Source organism: Roseofilum sp. SBFL (genome assembly GCF_017746885.1).
GTDB lineage: Bacteria > Cyanobacteriota > Cyanobacteriia > Cyanobacteriales > Desertifilaceae > Roseofilum.
Window position 1 is genome coordinate 59,546 of the sequence record NZ_JAGHZH010000068.1, and the last position, 25,900, is coordinate 85,445.

23 protein-coding genes are annotated in these 25,900 nt (G+C 45.0%); 16 read left to right on the forward strand and 7 right to left on the reverse strand.

Going from position 1 to position 25,900, the window contains the following annotated elements; translation table 11 throughout:
* Positions 1-317: 317 nt before the first annotated feature.
* Positions 318-1,424: a glutamate 5-kinase gene (gene proB / locus J7545_RS07840; RefSeq protein ID WP_318719390.1), complete on the forward strand. Its 1,107-nt coding sequence runs from the start codon at positions 318-320 to the stop codon at positions 1,422-1,424.
* Between the two features lie 58 nt (positions 1,425-1,482).
* Here proB and J7545_RS07845 read toward each other — a convergent pair whose 3' ends face one another.
* Positions 1,483-1,776, reverse strand: a complete 294-nt coding sequence (locus J7545_RS07845; protein WP_271940042.1) for a hypothetical protein — start codon at positions 1,774-1,776, stop codon at positions 1,483-1,485.
* Positions 1,777-1,986: 210 nt separating this feature from the next.
* Between J7545_RS07845 and J7545_RS07850 the strand changes: the two genes are divergently transcribed.
* The 4 genes from J7545_RS07850 (at position 1,987) to J7545_RS07865 (ending at position 6,188) form a co-directional block, all read left to right on the forward strand.
* Entirely contained in the window at positions 1,987-3,426 is a 1,440-nt protein-coding gene (locus J7545_RS07850) for a PLP-dependent aminotransferase family protein (RefSeq protein ID WP_318719392.1), read from the forward strand.
* An 83-nt stretch (positions 3,427-3,509) separates the two neighbouring features.
* A complete protein-coding gene (cofH, locus tag J7545_RS07855) occupies positions 3,510-4,646 on the forward strand; it encodes a 7,8-didemethyl-8-hydroxy-5-deazariboflavin synthase subunit CofH (protein ID WP_413038608.1) in 1,137 nt (378 codons plus the stop codon).
* A gap of 64 nt (positions 4,647-4,710) precedes the next feature.
* Positions 4,711-5,277, forward strand: coding sequence for a DUF1517 domain-containing protein (locus tag J7545_RS07860; RefSeq protein ID WP_318700304.1), 567 nt, complete (start codon positions 4,711-4,713; stop codon positions 5,275-5,277).
* A gap of 53 nt (positions 5,278-5,330) precedes the next feature.
* A complete protein-coding gene (locus J7545_RS07865; RefSeq protein WP_318700305.1) occupies positions 5,331-6,188 on the forward strand; it encodes a hypothetical protein in 858 nt (285 codons plus the stop codon).
* Positions 6,189-6,269: 81 nt separating this feature from the next.
* On the opposite strand, the gene J7545_RS07870 is transcribed toward J7545_RS07865, so the two are convergent.
* Positions 6,270-8,711, reverse strand: a complete 2,442-nt coding sequence (locus tag J7545_RS07870; RefSeq protein WP_318700306.1) for a tetratricopeptide repeat-containing serine protease family protein — start codon at positions 8,709-8,711, stop codon at positions 6,270-6,272.
* Between the two features lie 680 nt (positions 8,712-9,391).
* Positions 9,392-9,916 (reverse strand): COP23 domain-containing protein, encoded by a 525-nt coding sequence (locus tag J7545_RS07875; protein WP_318700307.1) that lies wholly within the window; start codon positions 9,914-9,916, stop codon positions 9,392-9,394.
* A 229-nt stretch (positions 9,917-10,145) separates the two neighbouring features.
* Between J7545_RS07875 and J7545_RS07880 the strand changes: the two genes are divergently transcribed.
* Entirely contained in the window at positions 10,146-10,964 is an 819-nt protein-coding gene (locus J7545_RS07880) for an SH3 domain-containing protein (RefSeq protein ID WP_318700308.1), read from the forward strand.
* A 208-nt stretch (positions 10,965-11,172) separates the two neighbouring features.
* The gene (gene psb35 / locus J7545_RS07885; RefSeq protein WP_413038609.1) at positions 11,173-11,358 is read left to right on the forward strand and encodes a photosystem II assembly protein Psb35; all 186 of its coding nucleotides are present in this window, start codon (positions 11,173-11,175) and stop codon (positions 11,356-11,358) included.
* A gap of 26 nt (positions 11,359-11,384) precedes the next feature.
* On the opposite strand, the gene J7545_RS07890 is transcribed toward psb35, so the two are convergent.
* Positions 11,385-12,722 (reverse strand): 16S rRNA (cytosine(967)-C(5))-methyltransferase, encoded by a 1,338-nt coding sequence (locus tag J7545_RS07890; RefSeq protein WP_318700310.1) that lies wholly within the window; start codon positions 12,720-12,722, stop codon positions 11,385-11,387.
* A 176-nt stretch (positions 12,723-12,898) separates the two neighbouring features.
* Here J7545_RS07890 and J7545_RS07895 point away from each other — a divergent pair, with 176 nt between their 5' ends.
* The 3 genes from J7545_RS07895 to J7545_RS07905 are packed head-to-tail and all read left to right on the forward strand — an operon-like array spanning position 12,899 to position 15,336.
* On the forward strand, positions 12,899-13,963 hold the full coding sequence (locus tag J7545_RS07895) for a ParA family protein (protein ID WP_318700311.1): 1,065 nt from the start codon (positions 12,899-12,901) through the stop codon (positions 13,961-13,963).
* Positions 13,947-14,696: a HEPN domain-containing protein gene (locus tag J7545_RS07900; RefSeq protein ID WP_318700312.1), complete on the forward strand. Its 750-nt coding sequence runs from the start codon at positions 13,947-13,949 to the stop codon at positions 14,694-14,696. Before J7545_RS07895 ends, J7545_RS07900 begins: the two co-directional genes overlap by 17 nt.
* A 25-nt stretch (positions 14,697-14,721) precedes the next feature.
* Positions 14,722-15,336, forward strand: a complete 615-nt coding sequence (locus J7545_RS07905) for a DUF6940 family protein (RefSeq protein WP_318700313.1) — start codon at positions 14,722-14,724, stop codon at positions 15,334-15,336.
* Positions 15,337-15,369: 33 nt separating this feature from the next.
* Here the strand turns inward: J7545_RS07905 and J7545_RS07910 are convergent, their stop codons facing one another.
* Complete coding sequence (locus J7545_RS07910) at positions 15,370-16,980, reverse strand: XDD3 family exosortase-dependent surface protein (protein WP_318700314.1); 1,611 nt, start codon at positions 16,978-16,980, stop codon at positions 15,370-15,372.
* Between the two features lie 354 nt (positions 16,981-17,334).
* A complete protein-coding gene (locus J7545_RS07915) occupies positions 17,335-18,804 on the reverse strand; it encodes a DASH family cryptochrome (RefSeq protein ID WP_318700315.1) in 1,470 nt (489 codons plus the stop codon).
* 225 nt (positions 18,805-19,029) lie between these two features.
* On the opposite strand from J7545_RS07915, the gene J7545_RS07920 reads away from it, so the two are divergent.
* Positions 19,030-19,647 (forward strand): hypothetical protein, encoded by a 618-nt coding sequence (locus tag J7545_RS07920; RefSeq protein WP_318719393.1) that lies wholly within the window; start codon positions 19,030-19,032, stop codon positions 19,645-19,647.
* A gap of 182 nt (positions 19,648-19,829) precedes the next feature.
* Entirely contained in the window at positions 19,830-20,588 is a 759-nt protein-coding gene (locus J7545_RS07925; protein WP_318700317.1) for a hypothetical protein, read from the forward strand.
* Between the two features lie 252 nt (positions 20,589-20,840).
* Here the strand turns inward: J7545_RS07925 and J7545_RS07930 are convergent, their stop codons facing one another.
* Positions 20,841-21,335 (reverse strand): DUF302 domain-containing protein, encoded by a 495-nt coding sequence (locus tag J7545_RS07930; RefSeq protein WP_318700318.1) that lies wholly within the window; start codon positions 21,333-21,335, stop codon positions 20,841-20,843.
* A 229-nt stretch (positions 21,336-21,564) separates the two neighbouring features.
* Here J7545_RS07930 and J7545_RS07935 point away from each other — a divergent pair, with 229 nt between their 5' ends.
* The 4 genes from J7545_RS07935 (at position 21,565) to J7545_RS07950 (ending at position 25,803) form a co-directional block, all read left to right on the forward strand.
* Positions 21,565-21,780 carry a hypothetical protein gene (locus J7545_RS07935; RefSeq protein WP_318700319.1) on the forward strand — a complete coding sequence of 72 codons (216 nt, stop codon included), beginning with the start codon at positions 21,565-21,567 and terminating at the stop codon, positions 21,778-21,780.
* Positions 21,781-22,057: 277 nt separating this feature from the next.
* The gene (locus J7545_RS07940; protein ID WP_318700320.1) at positions 22,058-23,890 is read left to right on the forward strand and encodes an NAD(P)H-quinone oxidoreductase subunit F; all 1,833 of its coding nucleotides are present in this window, start codon (positions 22,058-22,060) and stop codon (positions 23,888-23,890) included.
* Between the two features lie 12 nt (positions 23,891-23,902).
* A complete protein-coding gene (locus J7545_RS07945; RefSeq protein WP_318700321.1) occupies positions 23,903-25,402 on the forward strand; it encodes an NADH-quinone oxidoreductase subunit M in 1,500 nt (499 codons plus the stop codon).
* 14 nt (positions 25,403-25,416) lie between these two features.
* Positions 25,417-25,803: a hypothetical protein gene (locus J7545_RS07950; RefSeq protein WP_318700322.1), complete on the forward strand. Its 387-nt coding sequence runs from the start codon at positions 25,417-25,419 to the stop codon at positions 25,801-25,803.
* Positions 25,804-25,900: the final 97 nt, after the last annotated feature.

Here is a 25,900-nt window from a genome sequence, read left to right on the forward strand (position 1 = left end):
CAGCCAATATAAAGACCCTAAAGATAAATCCCTGTAAATATTTTACCCTGGTAAAGCGCTGGCCCTCACTATAGAGAAGCCGGCGCTTTCCACATCGTAAAGGAAGCTGCTGTAAGGCTGGGGATCGCAGAAGCGATCCCCGAGATATAGAGCTTCGCGCTAGGCAATAGGCAATAGAAAATGTGCGAACTCTCCCTTTCTCTGCTACAGGCAAAAAGAAATAGAGGCGAAAAATTTTTCGCCCCTACTTAGGTTTTGAGAATTCAACCCTGTACTCTATAACAGAGTAAACTGCTGTATTTTGGGTTGCATATTCTATGTCCCTAACCCTTGTCATTAAAATTGGTACGTCCAGCCTGACCGATCCGGAAACCGGAAATTTGGCCCTATCCACCTTAGCCCTATTAGTTGAAGTCTTAAGCCAACTGCGCCACCAAGGACATCGCGTGATTTTAGTCTCTTCGGGAGCCATGGGAGTCGGGTGTTCGCGGTTAGGCTTGAAAAAGCGCCCCCGTGATATTGCCCTCAAACAGGCGATCGCCGCCGTCGGCCAAGGTCGCTTAATGCGGATTTACGATGACCTATTCACCACTCTCGATCAAGCGATCGCGCAAGTGCTCCTGACTCGCAGAGATCTAGAATCAAGAGTCTCCTATGTCAACGCCTACGATGCCTTTCAAGAACTACTCGATTTGGGCGTGATCCCCATCGTCAATGAAAACGATACCGTTGCTACAGACGAACTGAGACGGAAATTTGGAGATAACGATACCCTAGCTGCCCTAGTTGCCAGTCTAGTGGAAGCAGATTGGCTATTTTTACTCACAGATGTGGATAAACTCTATTCTGCCGATCCCCACTTGGTTCCCGATGCGCAACCTATTGCCCACGTTCATAACCTGGAGGAGTTAACCGAGGTGGAAGCGGGAGAGGCTTCTACCTGGGGTACCGGAGGCATGAGTACCAAAATCGCGGCTGCTCGTATTGCTACCAATGCAGGAGTGCGGATGGTGATTATGCAAGGACGCTATCCCAACCAAATTCCACGGATTTTAGATGGGGATGAAATTGGCACTCAATTTCATCCCGCTCCCCGAACACTAAATGCTCGTAAACGGTGGATTGCCAATGGGTTGGTTCCCTCTGGTACTGTGGTTCTCGATCCAGGTGCAGTCAAGGCCATTTGCGATCGCGGAAAATCCCTATTAGCCGTCGGAATTTCTGAGGTAATCGGCCAATTTCAGGTCTCAGAAGCCGTGACGCTTTGCGATCTTGAGGGTAAGGAAGTCGCTCGCGGAATCGTCAACTATGGCAGTGATGAATTAGATTTAATTAAGGGCTATCGTTCGGATGACATTCCTGACCTTTTAGGATATGAAGGTTCGGATACGGTGGTTCATCGAGATGATTTAGTTTTGATGTAATAGAGCGCTGAGGGGAGGGAATTCAGAATAAGGAATGGAAAAAAACCCGATTGTTCCCTTACTCGTAATAGCGTTCTTCTAGCCAAACCCGTACCTCTTGCTCAGAGTCAAACATCAAGTGTTGGTGGCTGAGGGGATCGTAAACGTGATAAATCCAATTCCCATCTCGGTCTTTTTTCTCGGTAATGCGAGGTTCATCGCTGTACCACCAAATGGCAACAAAATAGTTCCAAAGCTTCTGGAGGCGATCGCCTGGAAAAATAGAATGGGGAAGCTGAGGTACGCTTTTTAGATCGGTTAAATGTAACTGCGATCCTTTCGTGATTTCTGGAACAGTAGTGGTGTTTTTCATGGATCGTGCCCTCAATGCTGATCAATGGTGGTAGACAGGGGATAGAAATCTGTCAATAATCGAAAAATTCGTTGCCCCTACTTGCTATATCTCTAGTTTGGACAAAAGCTAGAAAAAAAAACAGATGCAATTGAGCTAAATTGTAACCATAACAGTTTTCCTTCTAGAAACTGTTATGGTTGATAAAATCAATAACTGTACTGGAGCGTTATGCACTTACGACCGATTGAGCAAACCCAAGGCGCTAACTTATATGAACAGGTGGCCAATCGTATTCAGGCCTTAATTGCGGAAGGAACCCTGCAACCGGGCGATCGCCTGCCTTCGGTGCGAAAAGTCCATCAACAAATGTCAGTGAGTATTTCTACTGCCTTAGAAGCCTATCGTCTCTTAGAAGACCGGGGACTCATTGGGGCTAAACCCCAATCTGGCTATTTTGTACGCTCGCTGAAATCGCCTCCGGAACCGGATCGCTCTTCCCCAACCCAAAAATCCTGTCGAGTGGATACGTCCCTCGTCTTTCAAGTGAATTCTATGCTCCGCGATCCAGAAATCATTCAACTTGGAGCTGCTGTACCCGGAATGGACTTATTTCCTCTGTCCACCTTAAACCGTCTCATGGGTCAAGTGATGCGCCAAGATCCAACCTTAGTCCATAGTTATACTCCGCCTCCAGGATGTCTTGAATTTCGCCGGGCGATCGCCAGACGGTTATTGGATGCGGACTGTGCAGTAACCCCAGATCAAATTGTGGCCACCCATGGAGCTACGGAAGCAGTGTACTTATCCTTACGAGCAACTACTCAACCCGGAGATACAGTGGCGATCGCCTCCCCGTGCTATTATGGATTACTCGAAACCCTATCTATACTTCATTTGCGAGCGTTAGAACTCCCCACCCATCCCAGGGAAGGAATTTGTCTCACTGCCCTAGAAACGGCTCTCAAACGGAAACAAATTAGCGCCTGTGCCCTCGTCTCTAATTTTAGTAATCCCCTGGGAACTTGCATGAGCAATGAGAAAAAACAAGACCTAGTGGAATTACTCGCCCGGTATCAAATTCCCCTGATTGAAGATGATGTTTATGGTGACTTGTCCTTTGATGGCGATCGCCCTAAAGCCATCAAAGCCTTTGATAAAGATGGATTTGTTTTATACTGTGCTTCCTATAGTAAGGTTTTATCTCCAGGATTGCGTGTCGGTTGGGCCATTCCTGGACGCTATCAATCTACAGTGGAACGACTTAAGCTAACAGTAAATATGAGTACTTCTCCGGCAAGTCAACTAGCGATCGCTGCCTTCCTAGCCAATGGAGGATACGATCGCCATCTGCGAAACCTGCGCCGCGCTTATGAACAGCAAATGCTACAAATGATTCAAGCGATTTGTCATTACTTCCCTGAAGACACAAAAGTTACGCGTCCGACAGGCGGTCAGGTCCTCTGGATCGAACTTCCTCCCCACTTCGATGCAATGGAACTCTTCTACAGAGCGGGTCAACATAAGATCAGTATTTCCCCAGGAATTATGTTTTCACCATCTGGAAGCTATGGCAATTGTTTCCGGCTCAATTCCGGTTTACCGTGGTCACCAGAAATCGAACAAGCAATGGAAACCTTGGGGCGGTTAATTAGCGAACAGGAAGAGTGAGGGGAGATGGGGAACATGGCTAATTACCTAATTCCCCATGACCAGCGCTTCATGCTATAGACACTTAAGGAGCAAATCAGGTGATTACCATTAATCTAATAGACACCATTTTAGATCGGGCCTTATCGGGTCAAGATATCTCAACGGATGAAGCCATGCTCTTATTGCAGCAAAGGGATTGTGGAGTAATTGAAGCGATTCGAGAAACTAGCGATCGCCTGCGAAAACAGCAAGTCGGCAACACCGTCACCTATGTCATCAATCGCAACATTAATTTCACCAATATTTGCGAACAACATTGCAGTTTTTGTGCTTTTCGTCGAGATGACAACGCTCCAGAATCCTATTGGTTAACGATAGAAACGATGCTTCAGAAAACGGCGAATGCAGTAGAGCGAGGAGCCACCGAGATTTGTCTGCAAGGGGGCTTAAATCCAGCCGCAAAAATCGAAGGAAGGACCTTAACCTATTATCTAAAACTCGTACAAGAGATCAAAAGCCACTATCCCCAACTCCATCTTCATGCCTTCTCTCCTCAAGAAATCCAGTTTATAGCTAGAGAAGATCAAATCAGTTATGAAAGCGTCATCTCTAGCCTACAAGAAGCGGGGCTGGGATCGATGCCAGGAACTGCCGCCGAAGTTCTCGACGATCGCGTTAGAGCCATCCTTTGCCCCGAAAAAATCAACACCCAAACCTGGGTAGAAATTATTAGCACTGCCCACCGTTTAGGAATGCCTACTACTAGCACCCTATTATCTGGACATATTGAAACCCCCCAACAGCAAATCACCCACTTAAATTATCTGCGAACTCTACAGCAAAAGTCCCTAGAATCCTATCCATCAGCCATTACAGAATTCATTTTATTGCCCTTCGTTGGTCAAGACGCACCGCCCATTATTCGTCATCGAGTTGGGCGAGATCAACCCCTATTATCTGATGCTTTATTGCTGACCGCAGTTGCTCGAATTTTTCTGGGTAAGTGGATTATTAACCATCAACCCAGTTGGGTAAAATTAGGCTTAGACGGGGCAACCAAAGCCTTAAATTGGGGATGTAATGATATCGGTGGAACTCTGATGGAAGAACATATTAGCACCATGGCTGGGGCCCAGGGAGGGACTTGTATCGAAGTGGGAACCCTACAAGCTGCTATTCGCTCCATCGGCCGAGATCCGCAACAGCGAGATACTCTTTATGGGACTATTTCCGGGTAATGGCGAATAATGATAAGAGTATCCTAATGGTCTATTTTCTCCATTGTTAACGGATTGATATGCTATGGCTAGAACTCGATTTGTCGTTTGTCGGCTGATGCTCCATTTAGCAGGAGATCGGATTGCACCTTTGCTGGGGGTATTGAATGAAAAGGCACAAGAAGCGATTAATGCAGAAGGGGATATCAGCGTTTTGGGTGAGGGGTTGGTCGATATTGCTGAATCTTTACTGCAATCTGAATCCTATTGGCGATCGGCGGCGAATGAAGGGGATGTGATATGGAAAGAAACGGAAGCAGCCGATTATGTGCAAGAGTTGTTTACAGATTCAGCCCAGCGCTATTTGAGCCAGCCCGATTTAAGTGATAATGACGATGACGATTTGCTTTCCCTGCCGATTACAGAGAATATTGTAGTGATGATGACGATCGCCTTTGAAGGAGAATCGCCCGATCTAGAAACGGATTTAGCCAGCTTCAGTGCCCTACAGAAGGGATTAAAAACAATGATTAATCTCCATTATCAAGACCGACTGCGAGCAGTGCAAGTCCATTTTTCTCCCGCTCGATTGGGCGATCGCCTCACGGAGGATCAACTGTTACTCAATTTCTCTGAGCTGATCCCTCTCTAGCTCATGGCACAATAGCTTTAAGGAAACCTGATAACATAACCCAATTCAATTCTATGTGGCGCAAATTCTTAACTGTCTTTCTGTGTTTTACCTTACTCCTGACCACAACTGCTTGTGGTGGCTCATCGAAGCAAACGGTCAGTTCAACCCAAACCGCGAGCGCTCCTGCGCCCGTGCGTAACCCGGTCTCTAGCGGAGAATATCCGGTACAACAAGCTACCTATGATGATGGTACGGGGGAGTATGGCTTGATGTTACTGAATACTCCGGCAGGAACTGGCCCCCTATTTCGCACGAGTGATGTACAGATGGCACGACTCACGGATGAGCAGATTCAAGCGGGAAAAAGCACTTATGCTGAAATTGAAGGCGATCGCGCTCTTCTCTATATGACTCCAGATTTTCAAATCCAATATGTTCATAATGTGACTGAAGATCGGACTAACCCGCAAACGGGACAAACAGAAACGGTTATTGTGCGCCGAGAATCTAATTTCTGGACACCGTTTGCAGGAGCATTAGCAGGACAGGCAGTTGCCAATATGCTCTTTAGTCCAACTTATTATGTACCCCCTGTTTATCAAGCTGGAACAGTAATGACTGGTTATGGTGGCTATGGCAATACCTATAATCAAGCTGTAAACAGTTACCAAAGTCGCTATAATCAACCGCCAGCAGCAGTTAAAAATCGTCAAACTCTCCGCACAACTGGCAATCTCCGTTCTCCCAGTACCACCACCAACGGTAAACCCAATTCGACTAATGCCAATCGCTCGACGGGTTCTGGGTATGGTAGCTCTAACTTGCGCTCTTCTGGCAATTCCCAATCCAAACAGCGTACATCCAGTTTTGGCAGCGGAACCTCCCGTCGCTCTTCCGGATTTAGCAGTGGTCGCAGAAGACGGCGTTAATAATGGGTAATAAATAGGTAATGGGTAATAGGGAATATCCCCATCTCCGTGTCTCCCCATTTCCCCATTCCTCCATCACCCTCAACTGCCCAATTGCTTCAAAGCGTCCAGGGCGCGTTTAAAATTTGTAACATCTGCTTGAGTATCAAAAAGCGCAGCAGCTTGTTGTAAATCAGAGATCGCCCCTTCCTGATCTCCAATTCGAGACCGGGCTAACCCCCGGTTCCCGTAGGTAAAAGCATTCTGAGGTTCAAGTTCTAGCGCTCGACTATAATCGGCGATCGCATCTTGCCATTGTTCTTTCCCAGCATAGCGATTGCCTCGATTGAGATAAGCCAGAGCTAAATTTAACATTAAGGTCACGTTCTGGGAATCCCCATGGGAAATCACCCGTAATTTTCCCGTGACTGCTCCTCTCATATCTCCCCGATTTTCATAGATCATCGCCATATTTTCTGGTAAATTCAAAGGAGATGAATGATCCCATAAAGCCTGATGTTCACCCCCCTCCTGATCGGCGATCTGGGCGGAAAGGCCAACCCCTTGATCTCTATGCCATAATTTCAGAGCTTCTTCATACACTTCAATTGCCTCTGAGTAGCGCTGGAGTCTTTGTAATAAATGACCTTGTAGCTCTTGGAGATGAATATCATGAGGAACTAAAGTAATCGCCTGTTCAATGGATTTCAGAGCTTCATCATATCGATTTAACCAGACTAGCTCTTCTGCTCGCGCCCGCCAAGCCGGTGCAAAGGTGCCCTCACTTTCAGTAATGGCTTCTTCAAAAGCAGCTAATGCCTCGTTGTAGCGTTTTTGAAAGCGCAACATCATGCCTAAACCGTACCAAGCTTGATAGAAAGATTGATCCTGTTGAATAGCCCAATTAAAGGCCAGCATTGCTTCTTCGTACTGCTCCAATTGCCAGAGGTTCATGCCATAATTAAACCAGGCAATCTTATCCGTACTACTCCCTGGTATTTCCAAATGTTTCAACAGAGAGTCCCGGATATGCTCAAGTGCAGTGGCGTGTAACTGCGGGGGAGGATTAGAGTCTAGCTTTAGCCAGGCGGGATCAATCTCCACAGAAGAGGCTAAGTCCAAAAAGGTCTCAATCGGAATTCCCACTCCATAGCCCAACTTCAGGGGACGAATTTCTCCCTCTTCATCTTCTTTTATTTCCCCCGAACCCCGACCATGAACCCCAATCACATGACCTTGAGTATCTAATATTAATCCTCCACTCATTCCGGGAGCAGTCAAATTAGAGTAAACCATTTCATAACCATAGGTTAGAGATAAAGACTCAATTCCCGGTTGCCTTTGGGTTACTTCTAGGGCACTTTGGATCTGGGAATCCTGACTGAGCAACCGCCCAGTACTTAAGAGACGTGTGGGAGGATGGGAGGTTCGCTTTAGAGAAGATACTGGCCAACCCGATACAAAGACATAATTTAAGCTCTCGGAGCTACGCCAATCATAGTTTCCTAACGTTGCGACTTGATACGGTCGATGACTTTCAAATTCTACAATAGCTAAATCTACACCTGTTAGAGGTCGTATTTGTTCTGGGTTGATGGGGTAACATTGACCATCTGGAGTCACCAGGTGATAATCAGTTGGGTTACGGATGACATGCTCGGCGGTTAAGGCATAATAGGTTGAATTATTTTGGCCAATGATGATCCCAGAGCCAATACTTTTAGAGTTAGCAATCAAGACCGTTGTTTTTTGGGCGATCGCATCCACTTGGTGAACTAAGTTCAGATTAACCCATTCTGGAACAGCTTCAGCGATTCGGTGTATGGGAATACCCCAAGCCACTTCTCTCATTTGATTTTGCAAGGGAAGCTTGGGTCGAGATCCATCCTCAAAAACATAGGGATTGCCCCAGAGAGGGTAAGGCATCATGCCATTAATACTCATCAGTTCTCCCCTCGAATTTAGGACTGGGCCCCCACTCATCCCTTTATAAATATCGTTGGTATATCCGATCTGATATCCTTGTTGTAGGGATTGATCGGGAATCAGCGTAATTTCCCCTTTGGTTAAATTCAAGGTTTGTGTCTCATCTGAAAACCCCGCTGCTATAACTTTTTCGTTGATCATTAACGTCGCCGATGATCCCAGTTGAGCAACTTGATAATCCTCTGATGATTGGAATTGTAGGAGTTCTACATCTTGGTGATTCAGAGGTAAATCTTGGAGAACCCTAGCTTGATAAACTCGACCATCAGGCATTTCTATCTGATAAGAGTCTCCTGTCGCAATGACATGACGAGTCGTCAAAACCGTATAAATGGCTCCATCTCGGTGAATTAAAGTTCCTGAACCCCCAGTGGTTCCAGTATTCACCTTAACTGTAATTGTCTGAGCTATGTTTTTTATTTCTGTATATGATAAGCTAGTTCCACTGGGAGTATGGTTACAGAGAGGATAAGACACTTGCTCATGAAGCAGTTTTAAGGATAGCCCTAGGGATAAACTGCTTAGACCAGCCACCAACACTATCACGAGGCGTTTCATTGTTAATCCACTCCCAATCTATGAATTACCCTCATCCCACCTCTATTCTGATGGGCTTGGCTTACTAAAATGCACTCCTCCATATCACATAATACCGTTTATGGGAATAGGGGTAAAACCCCTTTTATGAAATTCGAGGTAGCTTCCCACCCCTCTACAAAAGTGAGTATCCAAATTTATGCCAATAAGTGGCACTAGAAAAACAGTCCAACAGAAAGAACAGTAGGAACTTAAAAGAGAGAGATTAATCAGAAAGACTATTTTGTAGTTCATTCAGTTCAGTCAATTGTCCGGATCATCAGAGCATTACTCGCGAATTATTCTTCTAGCAATCTCCATTTTTGGGCAGGAAAAAGTACATATTGCTCCCTTGAAACCGAAGGATTGAAGCTAAATCACCCATCAAGGTTGATTTAGGTGTTTTGTATCATTTAATTGAATCATTAAGTATAAAAAAACACTTAGCTAATTGAGTAAGTGAACAACAGTAGTGAGGAAGAAAGAACACTTAACACAAGGGCAGTTTAAACACTAGCTACGGTTGTGTTGCGTCTATTAATTAGTGTAGCGAGAAAAATGGCTCCATTCAAGTTTGCGAACAAAAATTAGGGAGTGAGTTCAATATAGAAAAGACAAAAAAAGAACCGAGAGCGGTTCCTAAACCTATTTTTTGGCTCTGACTAACGAGAATTTACTGAATGTTTTTCTACGGGAGCTCGATCCATGAGTTGGTTTAAATCAATATAGATTTGATCCGTATTTGACCCTTGTAATAGAGGATTTAAACCATATTGACCGACATCAAATAAATCCTGAATGACGCGACTTGCACTCTCTCCTGGTTGGAGGGTAAACAGGAGTCCTGTACAGGGCCCTCCCAAGACACTAGAGACACAAATGACATCCAGACCATCTTGAATACCCGTAGTGATAAAATTAGCAATTCCCTGTTCCTGGTAGTTTTGTAGGCGATTGGAAACTTGTTCGCATCGAGTCTGAGGATCGTAGCCAAAAGGCGTAAAATATTCAGAAACCCAGCGAATAATGGGAATATTCCCTCTAGGAACGAGAGCAAGGGTTGTGGGAATACCATCACGGGAAGCGCCACAAGCAAAGGTTTGAGTTTGATTGCTCTTGATTTGGGCGGTTGCCCCAACCGCCAATAAGGACAACATCAAGGCTGTAACTGTAGATTTGAGCTTCATAGGAGTATTTGGGATAACTGAAGCTAGACAAAAAAAATACAAAGGTGGACAACTTACTATGCTAGTTCAGGTTCTACTTTACCATTTCTGACTCCGCAATAAAGAACCGGATCAAAGGGGATTTGATGATATATCCTTAACTAAAAAGACTAAAGGGCAGAAGATCGCACTCCAACAGCAGTGGGTCATAGCTTGCTCAGGATTCAGATTACTTGAGGAGTACAGCAGTATGAAATACGGCCTTCATGGGTTAGTCGTTTTCGGATTAATGATGGCTCATTTTCCCGGTCGATCGCTACCAGCGATCGCCTCTCCCATACCATCCTATGTGTCCCAGGCTGAAGATATTACCGGACAATGTCGGGCTGCTGGTCGGGGAACTTTCATCCACTACGAACCTAGTGATGATTCGGGCAAAATTCGTGCCCTTCAAGTCAACGATCGAATGATCTTAGGGGGCAACGAACAAGATGGATGGATAGCTATCACTGAGCCAACTGTAGGTTTTGTCCGTACTAGAGACCTCAAACTCTGTACAACGGAAAAAATCACCCTCTGTGCTAGGGTGGGTACATTTATTTATCAAGACCCTTCTACCGGATCTAAACCGATTAGAAGTGTTCTTCCTGATGAATCTGTTGTGATGACCACAGAGTTAGTGAATGGATGGCGTACGGTACTAGAACCGCGTCCGGGATTTATTCAACAAGGGCGTTTAAAGGAATGTGAAGAGTCCTCTTCAAGAGTTCCCACTCTACCGAGCCGTACCTCAACTGCTCTGGCTCAACCCAGCACGAGTTTATGTCATCGAGTCACCCCTTTAGTTGATGATGGTCTCAATGTGCGCTCTGTACCTACGGAAGCAGGGACGGTTGTTGACACTTTAACTCCAGGAACTCTGGTAACGCTGCGATCGACTACAGTTCAAATGGATAGTACCGGGCGCTCTTGGGTTTCTATCATTTCCCCAGTCTCCGGTTGGATTTCGGATGGGTTTGAGGGAAATAAGAGTAATTTAAGGCCTGTCTCGTGTGGGACGACTCGATAAACGCAAGAGGGACAAGGCAATCGCTTTTGGTACTTCGGGTTTTAGCGTTTGATCGGGTAGCTTATGATAGCTGTAAGAGTGGACGATTGTTCGCTCTTACAATCCGGTCTGATGGATATTTGAAAGGACTATAAATTAGCAGTTTGGACGATCAATTGCTGAAACCGCTATATCCTGAAAGATGACTTTTAAAACAGGACTTCATCGTATGTTCATCCTCATGGAAGCTGGATCTTTTCCTCTCGCCTTTACCTTGGTTTATGTGGTTGGATTTATTGCTGCGGTGGCGATCGGTTCGATCGCCTGGTACAACTCTAAGCGCCCCGCAGGATGGGAAGATGCAGAAAAACCCGATTATATTCCAGACATGAATAAAGACAAAACAGACTCTTAAAGCTTTTTCTCCTCTAGCGTAGCGCTCTACATGAGTTGGAGGCGCACCATAAAAAAGCCATCCATCTGATGACGGTGAGGCCAAATCTTAATCCAGCCTTCAGGGGTAGACAAATGAGCTAAGGGGGAGGGCGATCGCACGGGAGAAATCCTCCATTGGGGATTCTGGTCTAAAAAGCGGCTAATTACCTGCTCATTTTCCCGGGGGTCGAGGGTACAAGTGGAGTAGACCAAAATTCCCCCGGGTTTCACCCAAGATGAGGCTTTTGTCAATAGTTCCTGCTGTAGCATTGATAGCTGTTCAATCGACTCTGGAGACTGTCGCCACCGGGCATCGGCATGACGGTGGAGTGTCCCTAAACCGGAACAGGGGACATCGACTAATACGCGATCGCCCTTTTTGGAAAACTCCTCAATCTCGCGCAGATCCCCTACACGGGTTTTAATCGAGTGTAAATCCAGACGTTGGGCATTTTGGCTGACCTTTTTCAAGCGCGAACCTTGGCGATCGCATCCCCAAATTGTGCCGCGATCGCCCATTAATTCGGCTAAATGGGTCGTTTTGCCTCCAGGAGCAGCACACCCATCGATCGCCACTTCTCCCGGTTGTGGATCGAGCAAATACCCCACCAGTTGGGCGCTACCATCTTGGATGCTCCACCATCCTTGCTCAAAACCAGGTAACTGCTGCACTGCTCCGACTTTTTTCAATAATCTCAACCCTTGGGGAGAATAGGGCAGTCGCTCCACCGGAATATCCGACTCCTGGAAAGCCTTTTCGACTGCTTCCACCGAAGTTTTATGAATATTCACCCGCAGATCCAGATGGGGAGGATGGTTAAACCACTCACATAACTGTTCCGTTTCCGTTTCCCCGAGTTGGGTTAACCATTTTTCCACAATCCAGTTGGGATAACTATGGAGAATCCCCAAACGTTGGGCAACTGGATCGGGTAACTTCAGCGGATCGCCAGGTAACCTCGTATACTGTCGCAATACTCCATTTACCACTCCAGACAAGCCTCGCAAACCATTATTTTTTGCCAATTCCACCGTCGTATGCACCACCGCAGGAGCTGGAATTTGATTCAGATACCGCAGTTGATACAAGCCTAAATAGAAAATCAACCGTAAATCCGCCGGTTGCTGCTCAATCGGTTTACGAGCAAATTGACCGATCAGCGCATCGAGCGATCGCCTGCGCCGCACAACCCCATACACCAATTCTGTGACCAAACCCCGGTCTACCCCTGCCAGTTGTGCCCCATTCAAGCCCCGATTTAAGGCTACATCGGTATAAGTATCGCGGCGATCGATCTCCTTGAGAATTGAAAATGCAACTTGACGAGGATTAGCGTTAGGCATGTCAATTTTTTCTAGACCGACCCGTTAATGATAAGGGTTGGGGCGATCGCAGGAAAGCTTTTTTTCAAAAAACAAGAAAATCTTAAGCTTACAAGAGTTGGAATTCTAGTTTCTCACAAAAGCTATAATAATATTGTATATTCTCAATTTTTGTCCCTCAAAATAGACTGAATAGAATGGTTCAAAAAATCGCTCTCTTTAATCATAAAGGTGGAGTCAGCAAAACCACCACCACATTTAATCTAGGTTGGATGCTGGCTGAGAAAGGGAAAACTGTAATCCTTGTCGATACCGATCCCCAATGTAACTTGACCGGTATGGTTTTGGGAGAAGAAACCGAAGACGATCAAGAGAGAATTGCCGCTATTTACCAAACCGATTCAAATATAAAAACTGCTTTAGCCCCCGCTTTTGAATCCCAACCTAAACCGATTGAAGCGGTCGATTGTATTACAGTGAAAGATCGAGAAAGATTATTTTTATTACCCGGTCATGTTGGCTTGGCTGAATATGAAGTAACGTTAGGTATTGCCCAAGAGCTAAGTGGTTCAATTCAAGCTCTAAAAAATTTACCCGGATCGATTACAGAGTTATTAAACAAGACCGCAGAAAAGTATCAAGCTGATTACATTTTGATTGACATGAGTCCCAGTTTAGGATCGATCAATCAGAACCTACTCATGACTAGCGATTTTTTTATTATTCCGACAACAGCCGATTTCTTTTCCGTCATGGCGATTGATTCATTAGCTAAGGTTTTACCTAAATGGTATAGTTGGGCTAAGACTGCAAGCTCTCTTCCTGTTCTCAAAGAAGCTGTTTATCCATTTCCAGAAGTGAAGCTGAAATTTTTAGGAATTATTGTGCAAAACTATCGGATTATTAGAGGTAAGGAAACAGCCGCTTTTCAAACCTGGATCGAAAAAATAGAACAAAGTGTTTCCGAAAAAATGATTCCAGTTTTAGACTATAATCATATGATCGATTCAGGAAATATAAATAACAAATCACACGACTTTATACTGACAAAAATACCGGATTTTAATAGTTTGATTGCCTTATCTCAAGAACACCAGAAACCGGTTTATGCCTTAACAGAGGAACAGCTAAAATCTGCTCGCTGGTATGGAAAGGTTGTGGGACAAGCTAAAGAAAAACAGGCTCAATTTAAGGCGATTTTTTCTGAATTAGCCGATCAAATTATTACTCGTACTTCTTCTGTCCATGCAATCAGCTCTTGATCAATTCCGGATTAGCATTACTCGTGTTCGAGATTTGATTGCCCTTCATAATTCTGTTAGCGCTCAATCCACTGCTGCTCTAGATTTATCCGATATTTTGAGAGCTGCCTTAGTGTTGACAGTGAGTGCTTTAGACTATTATATTCATGAAGTGGTCACCCTAGGCATGATACAGATTCATCAAGGGCAACGTGCTGAGCCACAAGTCCCACCGAATACTTCCCAGTCTACCTTTTCACGGTTTCAGGTATCCTTGGGCAGGGCAAGACAAGAACGATTAATCATCAATGATATTGCATCTTGGTTAGAGAATGAAATCCAGCAAAGTCAAGGTTCATCATTTTTGCAGCAATCTCATACCGTATCATCCTTACTTCCTATACTATCGAATACTCTTGTCAACAAACTGAATAGTAGTTCTTGGCTAGAAGATGAAATTCGCCAGAAACTCAGTTACCAAAGTTATCAGCAATCGGAAAAGATTGCGGATGCGATTAGACTAATTTCAGATAAAAAGCTATGGGATGAGGTTTCAGTTAAATTAGGGCGATCGGCAAAAGATGTTAAACAACAACTCAGCTTAATTGTGGATCGACGCAATAAAATTGCCCATGAAGCAGATATCGATCCGAGTTTTGGGATCGGTAATCGTTGGCCGATTGATGCAATAATGGTTAATGATGCAGTTGATTTTATTGAACAAGTTGTTGAGAGTATTCATCAAATCCTCTAAACAAGTAACTTAATGAGAGAATCGCATGATATGGGAAATTGAATCTAAGGAAATACAAGTGGGTCGGATTGTCCAATATTATATCCGTACCGGCAAGGATTATCTGCACGTTCAAGAAGTCTTTCAACTTTGGCAAGATAACCGTAATTTTCGCTTATTTTACAATCGCATACTTGCTGATTGTTGCTTTTCTGCCTTTCGCTGGGAAACGCCTCCTTGTACTTCCCAAACTCTGGATCGCATCTTTGAATATGTGCTGATTAATCAACCGAGTTTATGTCGTTCTCCCGATCCGGATGCCTTTAAGACCTATTTTGATTCAGTCTTTGTTGGGGAAACAGTAGTTAGTTTTCCGAATTTGAGCAGGGATGCCCGTTTAATTGTGCCTTGTCCCATTGTCTCGGACTCGAGTTATGTTCATTTCGCTTCCTTTGTGCGGGAGGCTCCAGAGTCTCAACAGCAGGAATTATGGGCAACTATAGGTAGAGAAATGGTGGCTCAATTGACGCGATCGCCAGTTTCCCCCATTTGGTTAAATACTGCTGGCATGGGGGTTCCCTGGCTCCATATTCGCCTCGATTCTCGACCTAAATACTATAGCTACACCCCCTATAAGAGAGATAGAGAGGTAAGGGGATGAGGAAATTCCTTCCGACTCCCCACACCTGACTCCTTAGCCATTATTCTTTCTACGCAGTTGAGTAGCACCCAAACCGAGTAACATTAAACCAGCTAGAGCAGAGGGTTCGGGTACGTCAACGGGTTCTTCAAACTCAGAGAGGCTAGTAGCTGTGCGATCGCTCGCTGAAGTCCGTACTCCATATTTTTCCTCCAAAGCCTGTTCTTTCGCTTCAGCTTGTGCAACAACCTCTTGGCGCGTATTGGCAAGAATGTCTTGAATCTCCCGCTCTAAATCTTTACGCTTTTGTTTTTGCACATTGCGTTGAGCGATCGCTGTTTTGCGACGTGCTGTCGGTTCTACCATCGCTTCTTCATTGTCTACATATCTAGGGTTATCTGCACGGATTTGATTAATCAGGTTGTCATAAGCGCGGTTTGCCGTTTTCCAGTCATCTTGAGCTGTGGCTAAAGCCTCAGTTCCGTGCTTATTCTCAATCTTCTGGATTTCCTTGTTGGCGTTCTTGATCTCATCCTGGAGGAACTTGCGGTATTTCTCGTCTTTGGTGTTCCAGGTGGGATCGTTGGCTTCTCTCTCATTCAACTCGGCAATCTGCCCTTCTGTTTTAGTGATAAACTTAACCTGCTTTTGAATTTTATTCGCCGCATTTCTGACACTTAAAGCTGCTTGTCGATTAGCCCAGGTTTCATTGAAACCAGGAGTTCCTTTCCGAATCTCTTTGTTCTCTTCGTGATGGTCTTTAATTTCTTCATTCCAGATCCGCTTTTGTTCAGCCTGGAGGCGATCGTACTCAGTATTAATTGCTTGGAAATCATCATCCCAAATCCATTCCACACCTAGTTGTTCGGCTTGCTCATCTAGGGGGAGCGGTTGAGTTAAAGCCTTGAGATTGAATTCAAAGGCAATCAGGTGTTCTCCTGCATGATCAAAGCCAGAAGCATCAAATCCTAAATCACTCAAACGAGTGCTGTCAACAAAGGAAAATCCATCATTGTAGGCGCGAGTTCCTTGAGCCATCACATTGTATCCTGGCCCAGTGAGGTTGTAGTAGGGGTTGTTCCCACCCAGTTCATCGGATTGGATATCTCCAAAGAAGTTGCTTACATTAGTGTCCACCAAATCCATGTAGTTACCATAGGTGCGGTGACCAAAGTTGTGCATCCCTACCCCTTGAGCGGTCACACTATTGTAAACACCGACTCCAGGAGCATTAGAATCATTGGCTTGGGAGAAGTTAATCGCAAAGAGCTTACCGGAGTTTTGGGCTTCTTCAAAGGTTTGGTTACCGGAAGTGAAGAAGAGGTCACCCCAGGCGATCGCGTTGCTGCTGCGATCGCGTCCTTCTCCATTAATACTTGTATTCCCAGTCATCACCACAACAACTTTCCCATTGTTGGTTACCGTAGTAGCCATTCCTCGCATGTCGTATAGCGGGCCATCTGTATTATCTCCAACTGCATCTTGAGTGAATTGCCAACCATTGATGTTTTGGTTTCTCTGGTGGGCCATGCCATCATTGTTACAATCGAGGAAAACGCTGAACGTTCCTCCTAAAGAGGCTGCTTGTGCAGGGGAGGTAAAGAGTGTAGCTAAACCGAGAGTCGTTAATGTTCCGAGGAACTGAGTTGTCGTCTTGTAGGTCATGATTAATTCTGCTAAAACTCTGTCTGTTGTTGTTTGTCTTTTTTGATATCACCCTCTCATGAGAAGCGGGATGATATCCTTTAGAAGCACACGTATCTCTCAGAATAATTTAAATCATTCATTTCCGTAAATTGTCGATAATACTGAATTGAGGTTGAAAGAAACTTGAAGCGTATAGGGGGATTCTATCATGTGATTAATTTATCCTGTATAAATACGGGTTTTTAATCAAAGATTTATGAAAGATATACTCTCCACTATCTTGAGTAAGGGTTGATACGGGGATAGGGGGACGCTCCAGACGCGGGCAACTCCAGACACGCAGATGAAGGCAATTCTATTACTCCCTATTCCCTAAGATTTAGTAATCTCATAAATATGGCGATTCATTTGCATCGATTCACTTAAATCGACCATCGGTAAAGGATAATCCACCCCCATCTGCACGCCAAACCGTTTTTGTTCCACTGCTAACAACTTCCAAGGTTGATGAATTTTAGTCGGTGGAACATGGGCTAATTCAGGCAACCAATGCTTGACATATTGTCCTTTAGGGTCATACTCTTGAGATTGTTTAGCAATATTAAAATAGCGGAATCCGCGCCCATCATTGCCAACTCCCGCCAAATAATTCCAATTTCCCCAATTGCTACAGGGGTCATAATCGATTAAACACGATTCAAACCATTCCGCCCCCATACGCCAATCCATACCCAAATTTTTGGTCAGAAAACTGGCAACATTTTGCCGACCTCGATTCGACATAAACCCAGTGGTGGATAGTTCTCTCATATTGGCATCCACTAAAGGAAATCCTGTAATTCCCTGTTGCCAGCGCTCAAATTGTTTCCAATCCTGTTTCCAGGGTAAAGATAATCCTTGCAGTCCAGAGGCGTAAAAAATTTTATTCCCATGTTTGGCACAAATGAAGCGAAAATAATCGCGCCACATGAGTTCAAAAATCAGCCAATAAGTGGATTCATTTTTGATTCGTTCCGATTCATAGTTTTGCACTTCTTCATAAATCAAACGAGGAGATAGACAACCGAGGGTTAACCAGGGAGAAAATTTAGAAGAGCCATCTGCCCCTAACATTTGATTGCGAGTTTTTTTATAATGTTCTAAATGATTGCCCTGCCAAATATAATCTTGTATCCGTTGTAGTCCGGCTTTTTCTCCACCCCTGAAAAATAAAACGGCTCGTGGATCGGAGCGGGGGTGTTCGAGTCCCCACTCTTCTAGGCTGGGGAGAGTTCCCCGATCAACGTTCAGGGAATTCGGTAAGGGTGGAAGAGCATCAGGAGTCGGAAGGGTAGGACGTACCCTAGAGCTTTTTTCAACGGGTTTCCGATAGGGGGTAAAGACTTCGGGGATATCGGCGATCGCCCAAGGTAAGTCTTGAGGGTGATATAATGTAGACCCCCAAAAGCCCTGGGTACTAATCTGATGTTGGCTTAAGGCTTTATTGAGTTGAGTTTCTACTAATTTTTCTTCTGCTGTGACTTCCTGATGATAATAAAGGGCACTGATGTTTAGGGTTATAGCTAACTGGGCAATTATGTTTTCCGGTAAGCCTTGACGGATAATCAGATCGCTCCCTAGATCTCTTAAGGTTTGGCGCAAATTAGCAACACTTTCCAGGAGAAACTTAGCTCGAAAAACCCCCATCTTGGGAAATCCAAAAGAGGTGTTCTGTAACCAACGAGAGTCAAAACAATAGATAGGAATCACCACAGCGCCGGTTTTCAGGGCTTGGTTTAGGGGTTCATGATCGTGCGATCGTAGATCGTTACGATACCAAAGAAGGATCGGTTTTTGGCTCATCAGTCTACGAGATCTCCTGGTGATACAGCGCTTCGCGCTGTTATGGTGTACAGCCTTAAAGGCTCAAAGCCATGTACCACAACCCTATTCCCTATTCCCTATTTCCTATTCCCTAGCGCGAAGCGCTATATTTGCCTAGGGGATAGATCGATTGATTTAGCAGGCTTTTCTTCAGTTTGCCATAAAAGAGAAAGGCTTTATAAGATTGGATTGATAAACCGGGTGATGAACATGGCGAATTTGGCGGTATTGGAACAAACAGTAGCATCTATGTTTAATCCCCAAGTGGTGGCTCCTCCTGCGGGGGAAGTAGTGGAGGAACTGTTAGCTTGGGAAAAGTTGGCGAAAAGGGAGAAAATGCCCTATGGCTTCGAGCAACTGAGCGGAGCTTGGCGCTTATGTTGGATCACGGGGGAAAAACAGGGGCGATCGCTCAATTTAACGCAGATGAGGTTAGCGCAGACCTTACTGCGATTGATTCCGATTCAATTGGTGTATCGTCCGTTGGCTGATTTAGAAGGTATCGATCGAGAGAAATTTGAAGCGGGGGAAGTAGAGAACCGGATTCAAATTGGTTTGTTTACTCTAGTGGTTTTTGGGCCGGCTAAACGGTTAAAGTCTAATTCCCTGCTAGCTTTTGACTTTACCACCATGCAAATCAAGTTCTTCGATAAAGTCTTGTTTTCTACTCTGATTCGCAACGGAGAAAATCGCAATGCCCGATTTTATGGTGCGCCCATCCGTGAACTGGCGTTTTTCAACTATTTTTTAGTCCAAGATAAGTTGATTGCTGCTCGCGGGCGGGGCGGTGGGTTAGCTTTGTGGGGACGCAGTGGTGGTTGAGTCATAGATTCCTTGCAGAAGGTGAGGGAATAGGGGAGAGGGGGAGAAATAAACCCATACCCTCATGCATTAGATTTCCTCCGTTATTGCACTTTAGCGCTCCGAACATTTTAGGGCTAAACCCCTACAACGAATTGCAGCTAATGCACTATTTTAGATGAAATAATAGTTAAAAGAAAGGAATGAAAAAAATAGCGGGAAAAATAATTTTGCTGCTAGGGATCAATTACTTGGCGGCATTTGTTTTTCAGTTGGGTTTCCTGATGGGAATAATCTACAGAGATGTTTTTTTAGGGGCGGCAATAGGTTCTATATCTCTTCCTGCCCTTCTTCTACAACCCTGGTCTTTTTTTATTGTTGCTGCACCCTCTGGTGTATTATGGTGGCCTCTTGTAACGACGGGCATCACGATTGTGCTCTACAACTTGGTTGGCAGATCGAAATTCCGGACACCAATCGACTTACTCTGCTCAACTACCCGTAGCCGAATTGCTAAGATCTGCTGGATATCTTTTGTGGTGGTGGCTTTGTCTCTTGGAGTTTCTAGGTTAGTGGATTTTCCACCCAAAAGGAGCGGGATTCCAGAATTATATTATGTGGAGAAAGCAGTTAAAAAAAACTCACCGATTGAAGATTCAAAATACTATTATAAAGCATCTTTTATAGACTCAGAATTGCTCTGGAAAGCAAAATTGGATGAAGAACAATTTTTTTCATTGATGTCAGACTTAGGTCTAGAGCCAAAAACCGGATTAACTGAGGAAAGTAATTTTTTTCTACAAGGCCCGTATTGGTGGGAACCCAAGATTTATGAAGGATCTATGGTCTATTCGACTCCTGAGTTTCCTGATAAAAATCGCGGCAATGATGGTTTCCATGCATTGGCATCATGGAGTCCAAATGACGAAGTCATGTTTATGTGGATAAAAGAGAATTTTTAACTTCCAACAAATCACTGGTCGTGACGGTGATATCAAGTCCGTTGAATTATAGCGCTGCGCGCTAGGGAATAGGGAATAGGGAATAGGCACGAATGGCGATAGCTTGTATTGCTTAGGCTCTAAGGCTTCAAGCTGTACTCCATAGAAGAGAGAATCGCTATAACTTGTAAGTACCATACCGCGCAGCGCTATAATTACAAGCTGTAGAGACAAGGTGTGCCTTGTCTCTACCGTGATGGCGATCGCCTACATCTAGGGGTTAATTGCTTGTTCTGTTAGTCCATTGAGTACTTCAGCAATCTTATTAATGACCTGCGCCCCACAACCCTCTAGGCTATGTCGTTGGCTGAGGTAGTGCGGATCGTTATAAGCAATTTTTACGCCCTGCTCATCTTCAAAAATGAGCAGCTTCTGCGGCAAGTCAATACCGATGCTTTGCTGACACTGCATGAGTGGCGTTCCAGCCCTAGGGTTACCGAAAATCACCACACGGGTAGGCGGTAGCTCTAAATTAGCATTCGCAGCGTTTTGGGTATGATCGACAGTCGTAAAAACATTCAAGCCATTCGATTCAAGGACTTGAATAAAGCGTATCTCTGTTTCTTCGACGCTATAGGAACTCGGCTTAATTACCAGACCTCTAGCCGTTCTGTTTTGGGCTGTTGCTGAGGGTTGGGGCATAAGGGGACTAAGGGCAAATCCTAGACTCAATGATAGGCCCAACGCAATGAGACTTAGTGTACGCATACTCACAAACCGGAAGATTTCATTCACAGCTTATCGCTATAGCTCTGATTTGGTGACCAACTGAGACACAGACGCAACGCGATCGCCTGACAGTGATCTGCGTCGCCAAGGCTGCTCAATGACCATCACAGTTTAGCTCGTAGAAGATCATCCTTCACGATGAGGGGTGTCACCCATTAAATAGAAAATTTTGAAGACAATAAAAACATAAGAAATGAGGAAGAATACTATGTTATCCACGAAAGAAAGACTATCTGACTACATCTCACATCTGTTCGCTTCAGTCGGAGCCATGAATGCGATCTCTGCCGAAGAATTGTTCTTCCTGCAAGTTATGTCCCAAACCTTTGGAGTCGGAACCGAAGAATACAAAGCAGCTTGTCGCATCTTAAGAGGAGTAAAACGAGGCAAGGTTAAGGTTATGGGAAAATCCTTAGCCAGCTAGGGAATAGGGAATAGGGAATAGGGAAACTAGGTTTTCCCACTTCTCAGTACAAGATAAATCTGCTACCGATCGCGAATAAGCATTCTTACTTCTGATGAACAGGGAGATCGAGCTATGGCGATCGCATTTGTTTTTTGATCGAGAACATTTTACAATCCAGCTTAAGGTATAGACTTTTAGCAATGCAACATCTAAAATAATGAGGTAAGAAGCAATCCAAGTAGGATGGCTTTAGTCTAGCTCCTCTTTTCCTCCCCAATGGATGATCGACTCACCCATGAACACCTTTAGTCAAACGATTTGGTTAGTCCCGGCTTATGCCATCCTCGGTGTATTAATGACAATTCCTTGGTCACCGGGTTTGATTCGGCGAACCGGCCCTCGACCGGCTGGTTATATTAATTTATTAATGACATTAACGGCTTTTATCCATAGTCTCCTCGGTTTACGGGAAGTGTGGGGTGCGCCTGCTCACTATTCCCTCAATTGGCTCCATGCCGCTAATCTGGATATTACTTTTGATGTTGAAGTTTCAGCCACCACGGTCGGCGCATTAGTGGTGATTTTGGGCTTGAATATTCTCACCCAAATCTATGCCATTGGCTATATGGAAATGGATTGGGGTTGGCCTCGATTCTATGCTCTGCTGGCTGTCTTTGAGGCAGGGATGGCGGTTCTCATGCTTGCCAACTCCCTATTTTTCAGCTATGTGATGTTGGAAATCCTCACCTTGGGAACTTACCTGCTGATTGGCTTCTGGTTTAATCAGTCTCTGGTAGTGACGGGTGCAAGAGATGGATTTCTGACCAAGCGAGTCGGCGACTTAGTTTTACTCATGGGTGTCGTGGCTCTTTATCCCCTGGCTGGAACCTGGAATTATGATGAATTAATCGTTTGGGCAAATACAGTAGAGCTGAATCCGACAGTCGCCACGTTATTGGGTTTAGCACTGCTGGCTGGACCTTTGGGGAAATGTGCCCAATTTCCCCTACAACTGTGGTTGGATGAGGCAATGGAAGGGCCGATGCCAGCAACGGTACTCCGAAATGCGGTCGTGGTTTCTACCGGGGCTTGGGTGTTAATTAAGATGCAGCCGGTTTTGGAGTTATCGCCCTTTGTGGTGAATACAGAAATTGCGGTGGGGGCGTTTACTGCCGTTAGTTGTGCGGCGATCGCCTTAGCTCAAGTGGATATTAAACGTGTATTTTCTTATGCCACCAGTAGTTATTTAGGCATTGTGTTTATCGCGGTGGGGACTGGAAACAGTCAAGGAGCGTTAATGCTGCTGTTGACCTATGCGATCGCCATGGCGCTGATGTTAATGGCGGTAGGCGGTATTATCCTAAACAATATTGCTCAGGATATTACTCAACTGGGTGGCTTGTGGTCCCGTCGTCCCATTTCTGGTATTTGCTATGTAGTCGGCGCTCTCTCATTAGTGGCGGTTCCTCCCCTCGGATGTTTCTGGGGACTTGCAGAAATTGCCAATGGGTTATCCCCAACTTTATTAACCGTTTTGTTATTGGTGAATGGATTAACCGCCTGTAGTTTAGCGCGGGTGTTCGGACAACTATTTACGGGTTCCATTACAGATTGGACAAAGCGATCGCCAGAAGGATTATGGGCACTCGTTTTACCGATGATGGTTTTACTCGGTGTTGCCCTCCATTTACCCCAATTATTAGCCGTTTTAGGACTATTACCTACTCTGAGTTTAGTGACACAACCCGCCTCTTTATTGCTAATTGGCTCGACTATAATCGGTGCTGGGATTGCCTTATTCCTCTATGTTGGCGACCGAATCCCCAAACCCATTAAACTTCCTGTTCCAGGAATTCAAGATTTCTTTGCCTACGATTTCTACACTGCCCAACTCTATAAAGTAACGGTCATCGCTATTGTGGGATTTCTGGCCAAATTTATTGATTGGTTCGATCGCATCTTAGTCGATGGTGCAGTGAATTTGATCGGTCTGTTCACCATCGCCAGTGGTGAAGGTTTAAAATACAACACTACGGGACAAGTACAGTTTTATGCCCTCTCGATTCTTATGGGCACCATTCTCTTTGGATTATTACTCGTTTATCCCCTAATTTCTGCTTTCCCTTAATCAACTCTCCCTATGCTATCTGCCTTACTCCTGATTCCCCTATTAGGCGCGATCTCCATTTTCCTCTATCCTAAACCCCAATCGAGTCGGGCGATCGCCACTATTGCCAGTCTTGCCAGTTTCGGTTGGAGTCTCTATTTACTCAAATTATTTGACCTCAACCCACCAGAACTGAGCGCAGTCCAATTTAGTGAATTCCATACTTGGATTCAACCCCTGGGTCTAAACTATAGTGTCGGTGTTGATGGTCTCTCCTTACCTCTGCTGGTTCTCAATGGCCTTTTAACCCTCATTTCCCTCTACACCAACCGTAAAGATCTCGAACGCTCTCGTCTTCATGACAGCCTGATCTTACTGATTAACGGTGGAATTGCCGGCGCTCTAATGGCGCAAAACTTGCTCTTATTTATCATCTTCTATGAATTAGAACTGATTCCTTTTTACCTACTCATTGCCATTTGGGGAGGAGAAAAACGGGGTTATGCTTCAACCAAGTTTCTCCTCTATACCGCCGTTTCTGGCTTAATGGTAATCGTAGGATTCTTAGGACTTGTGTTCCTGGGTGACTCGGGTAGTTTTGAGTTTAGCGATCTAGACATCAATAGCCTGGATCTGATTACCCAACTCCTTCTCTTAGCTGCGCTACTGATTGGATTTGGGATTAAAACCCCCCTCGTTCCCCTGCATACCTGGATGCCAGATACTTATGTCGAAGCCTCCCCCAGTACCACGGTACTGCTCGGTGGGATTTTCTCTAAGTTGGGAACCTATGGCTTATTGCGCTTTGGACTGCAACTATTTCCTGTAGGTTGGGAAACCATTGCCCCAGGGTTAGCCATTATTGGGACAGTCAGCGTTATTTATGGAGCCTTAAGTGCGATCGCCCAACGGGACATTAAACGCATGGTCGCCTATAGTTCGATTGGTCACATGGGGTATATCCTGGTGGCAGCCGCGGCGGGGACTGAACTGAGCGTGTTAGGAGCGATCGCCCAAATGATTGCCCACGGCTTAATTCTTGCCCTCCTCTTCTTCCTCGTCGGTATCGTCGAACAAACCACCGGAACCCGCGATCTCGACGTTCTCAACGGCTTAATGAACCCCATTCGCGGTCTACCTCTCACCAGTGCCCTCCTGATTTTAGCCGGAATGGCTAGCGCTGGTATCCCTGGTTTAGTGGGATTTGCCGCTGAATTTATCGTTTTTCAAGGCAGTTTTGCTACCTTCCCCATCCCCACCCTACTGTGCATTTTTTCTTCAGGATTAACAGCCGTCTATTTTGTCATCTTAATTAACCGCACTTGTTTCGGTAAATTAGACAATTCTCGCGCTTATTATGCCCGCGTTACCCTGAGCGAACAATGGCCAGCCTTCGTGCTAACTGCCATTATCCTCTTTTTAGGCATTCAACCCAATTTCCTATTGCGCTGGATGGAACCAACCACCAACCGCATCGTCGCTGAACTGCATCAACCTGCCAAAATTGAAATTGCCCAAAACTTACCCATATAGAGGAGATCTCGACCATGAAATTAACAACTTTAGGAACATTAACGGCGGCTATTTTAGCCCTCCCCATTTCCCTCACTCTCTCTGGAGTAACTCAGGCTCAAAATACCTCCATTAGTAACTTAAATCGAGAGGAAAATACCACTATTTCTGGCACAATTATTGGTTGGGGAGAAGCCGATGAAAACGAATTTATCCTCCAAGATTCCACCGGAACTATAGTCGTAGATGCAGGCCCCCGTTGGTCGCAAGACCTGAATCTGAATATCGGAGACACAATTGCTGTTACTGGGGAATTTGATGATGGAGAATTTGATGCCTTTTCCCTCACCTATGCCGATGGTACAGTGGTAGATATTCAGTATCACGATGATGAAGAACAGTGGGAAAACTACGATCGTTAGTTAGGTACAGTAGGCAGGAAAAAGCAGCCATAGGGTTCAACATTCAACACCCTTTTCCTGCCGAACCTAGTATGATGTTCTATGCTCCATTCTCTAG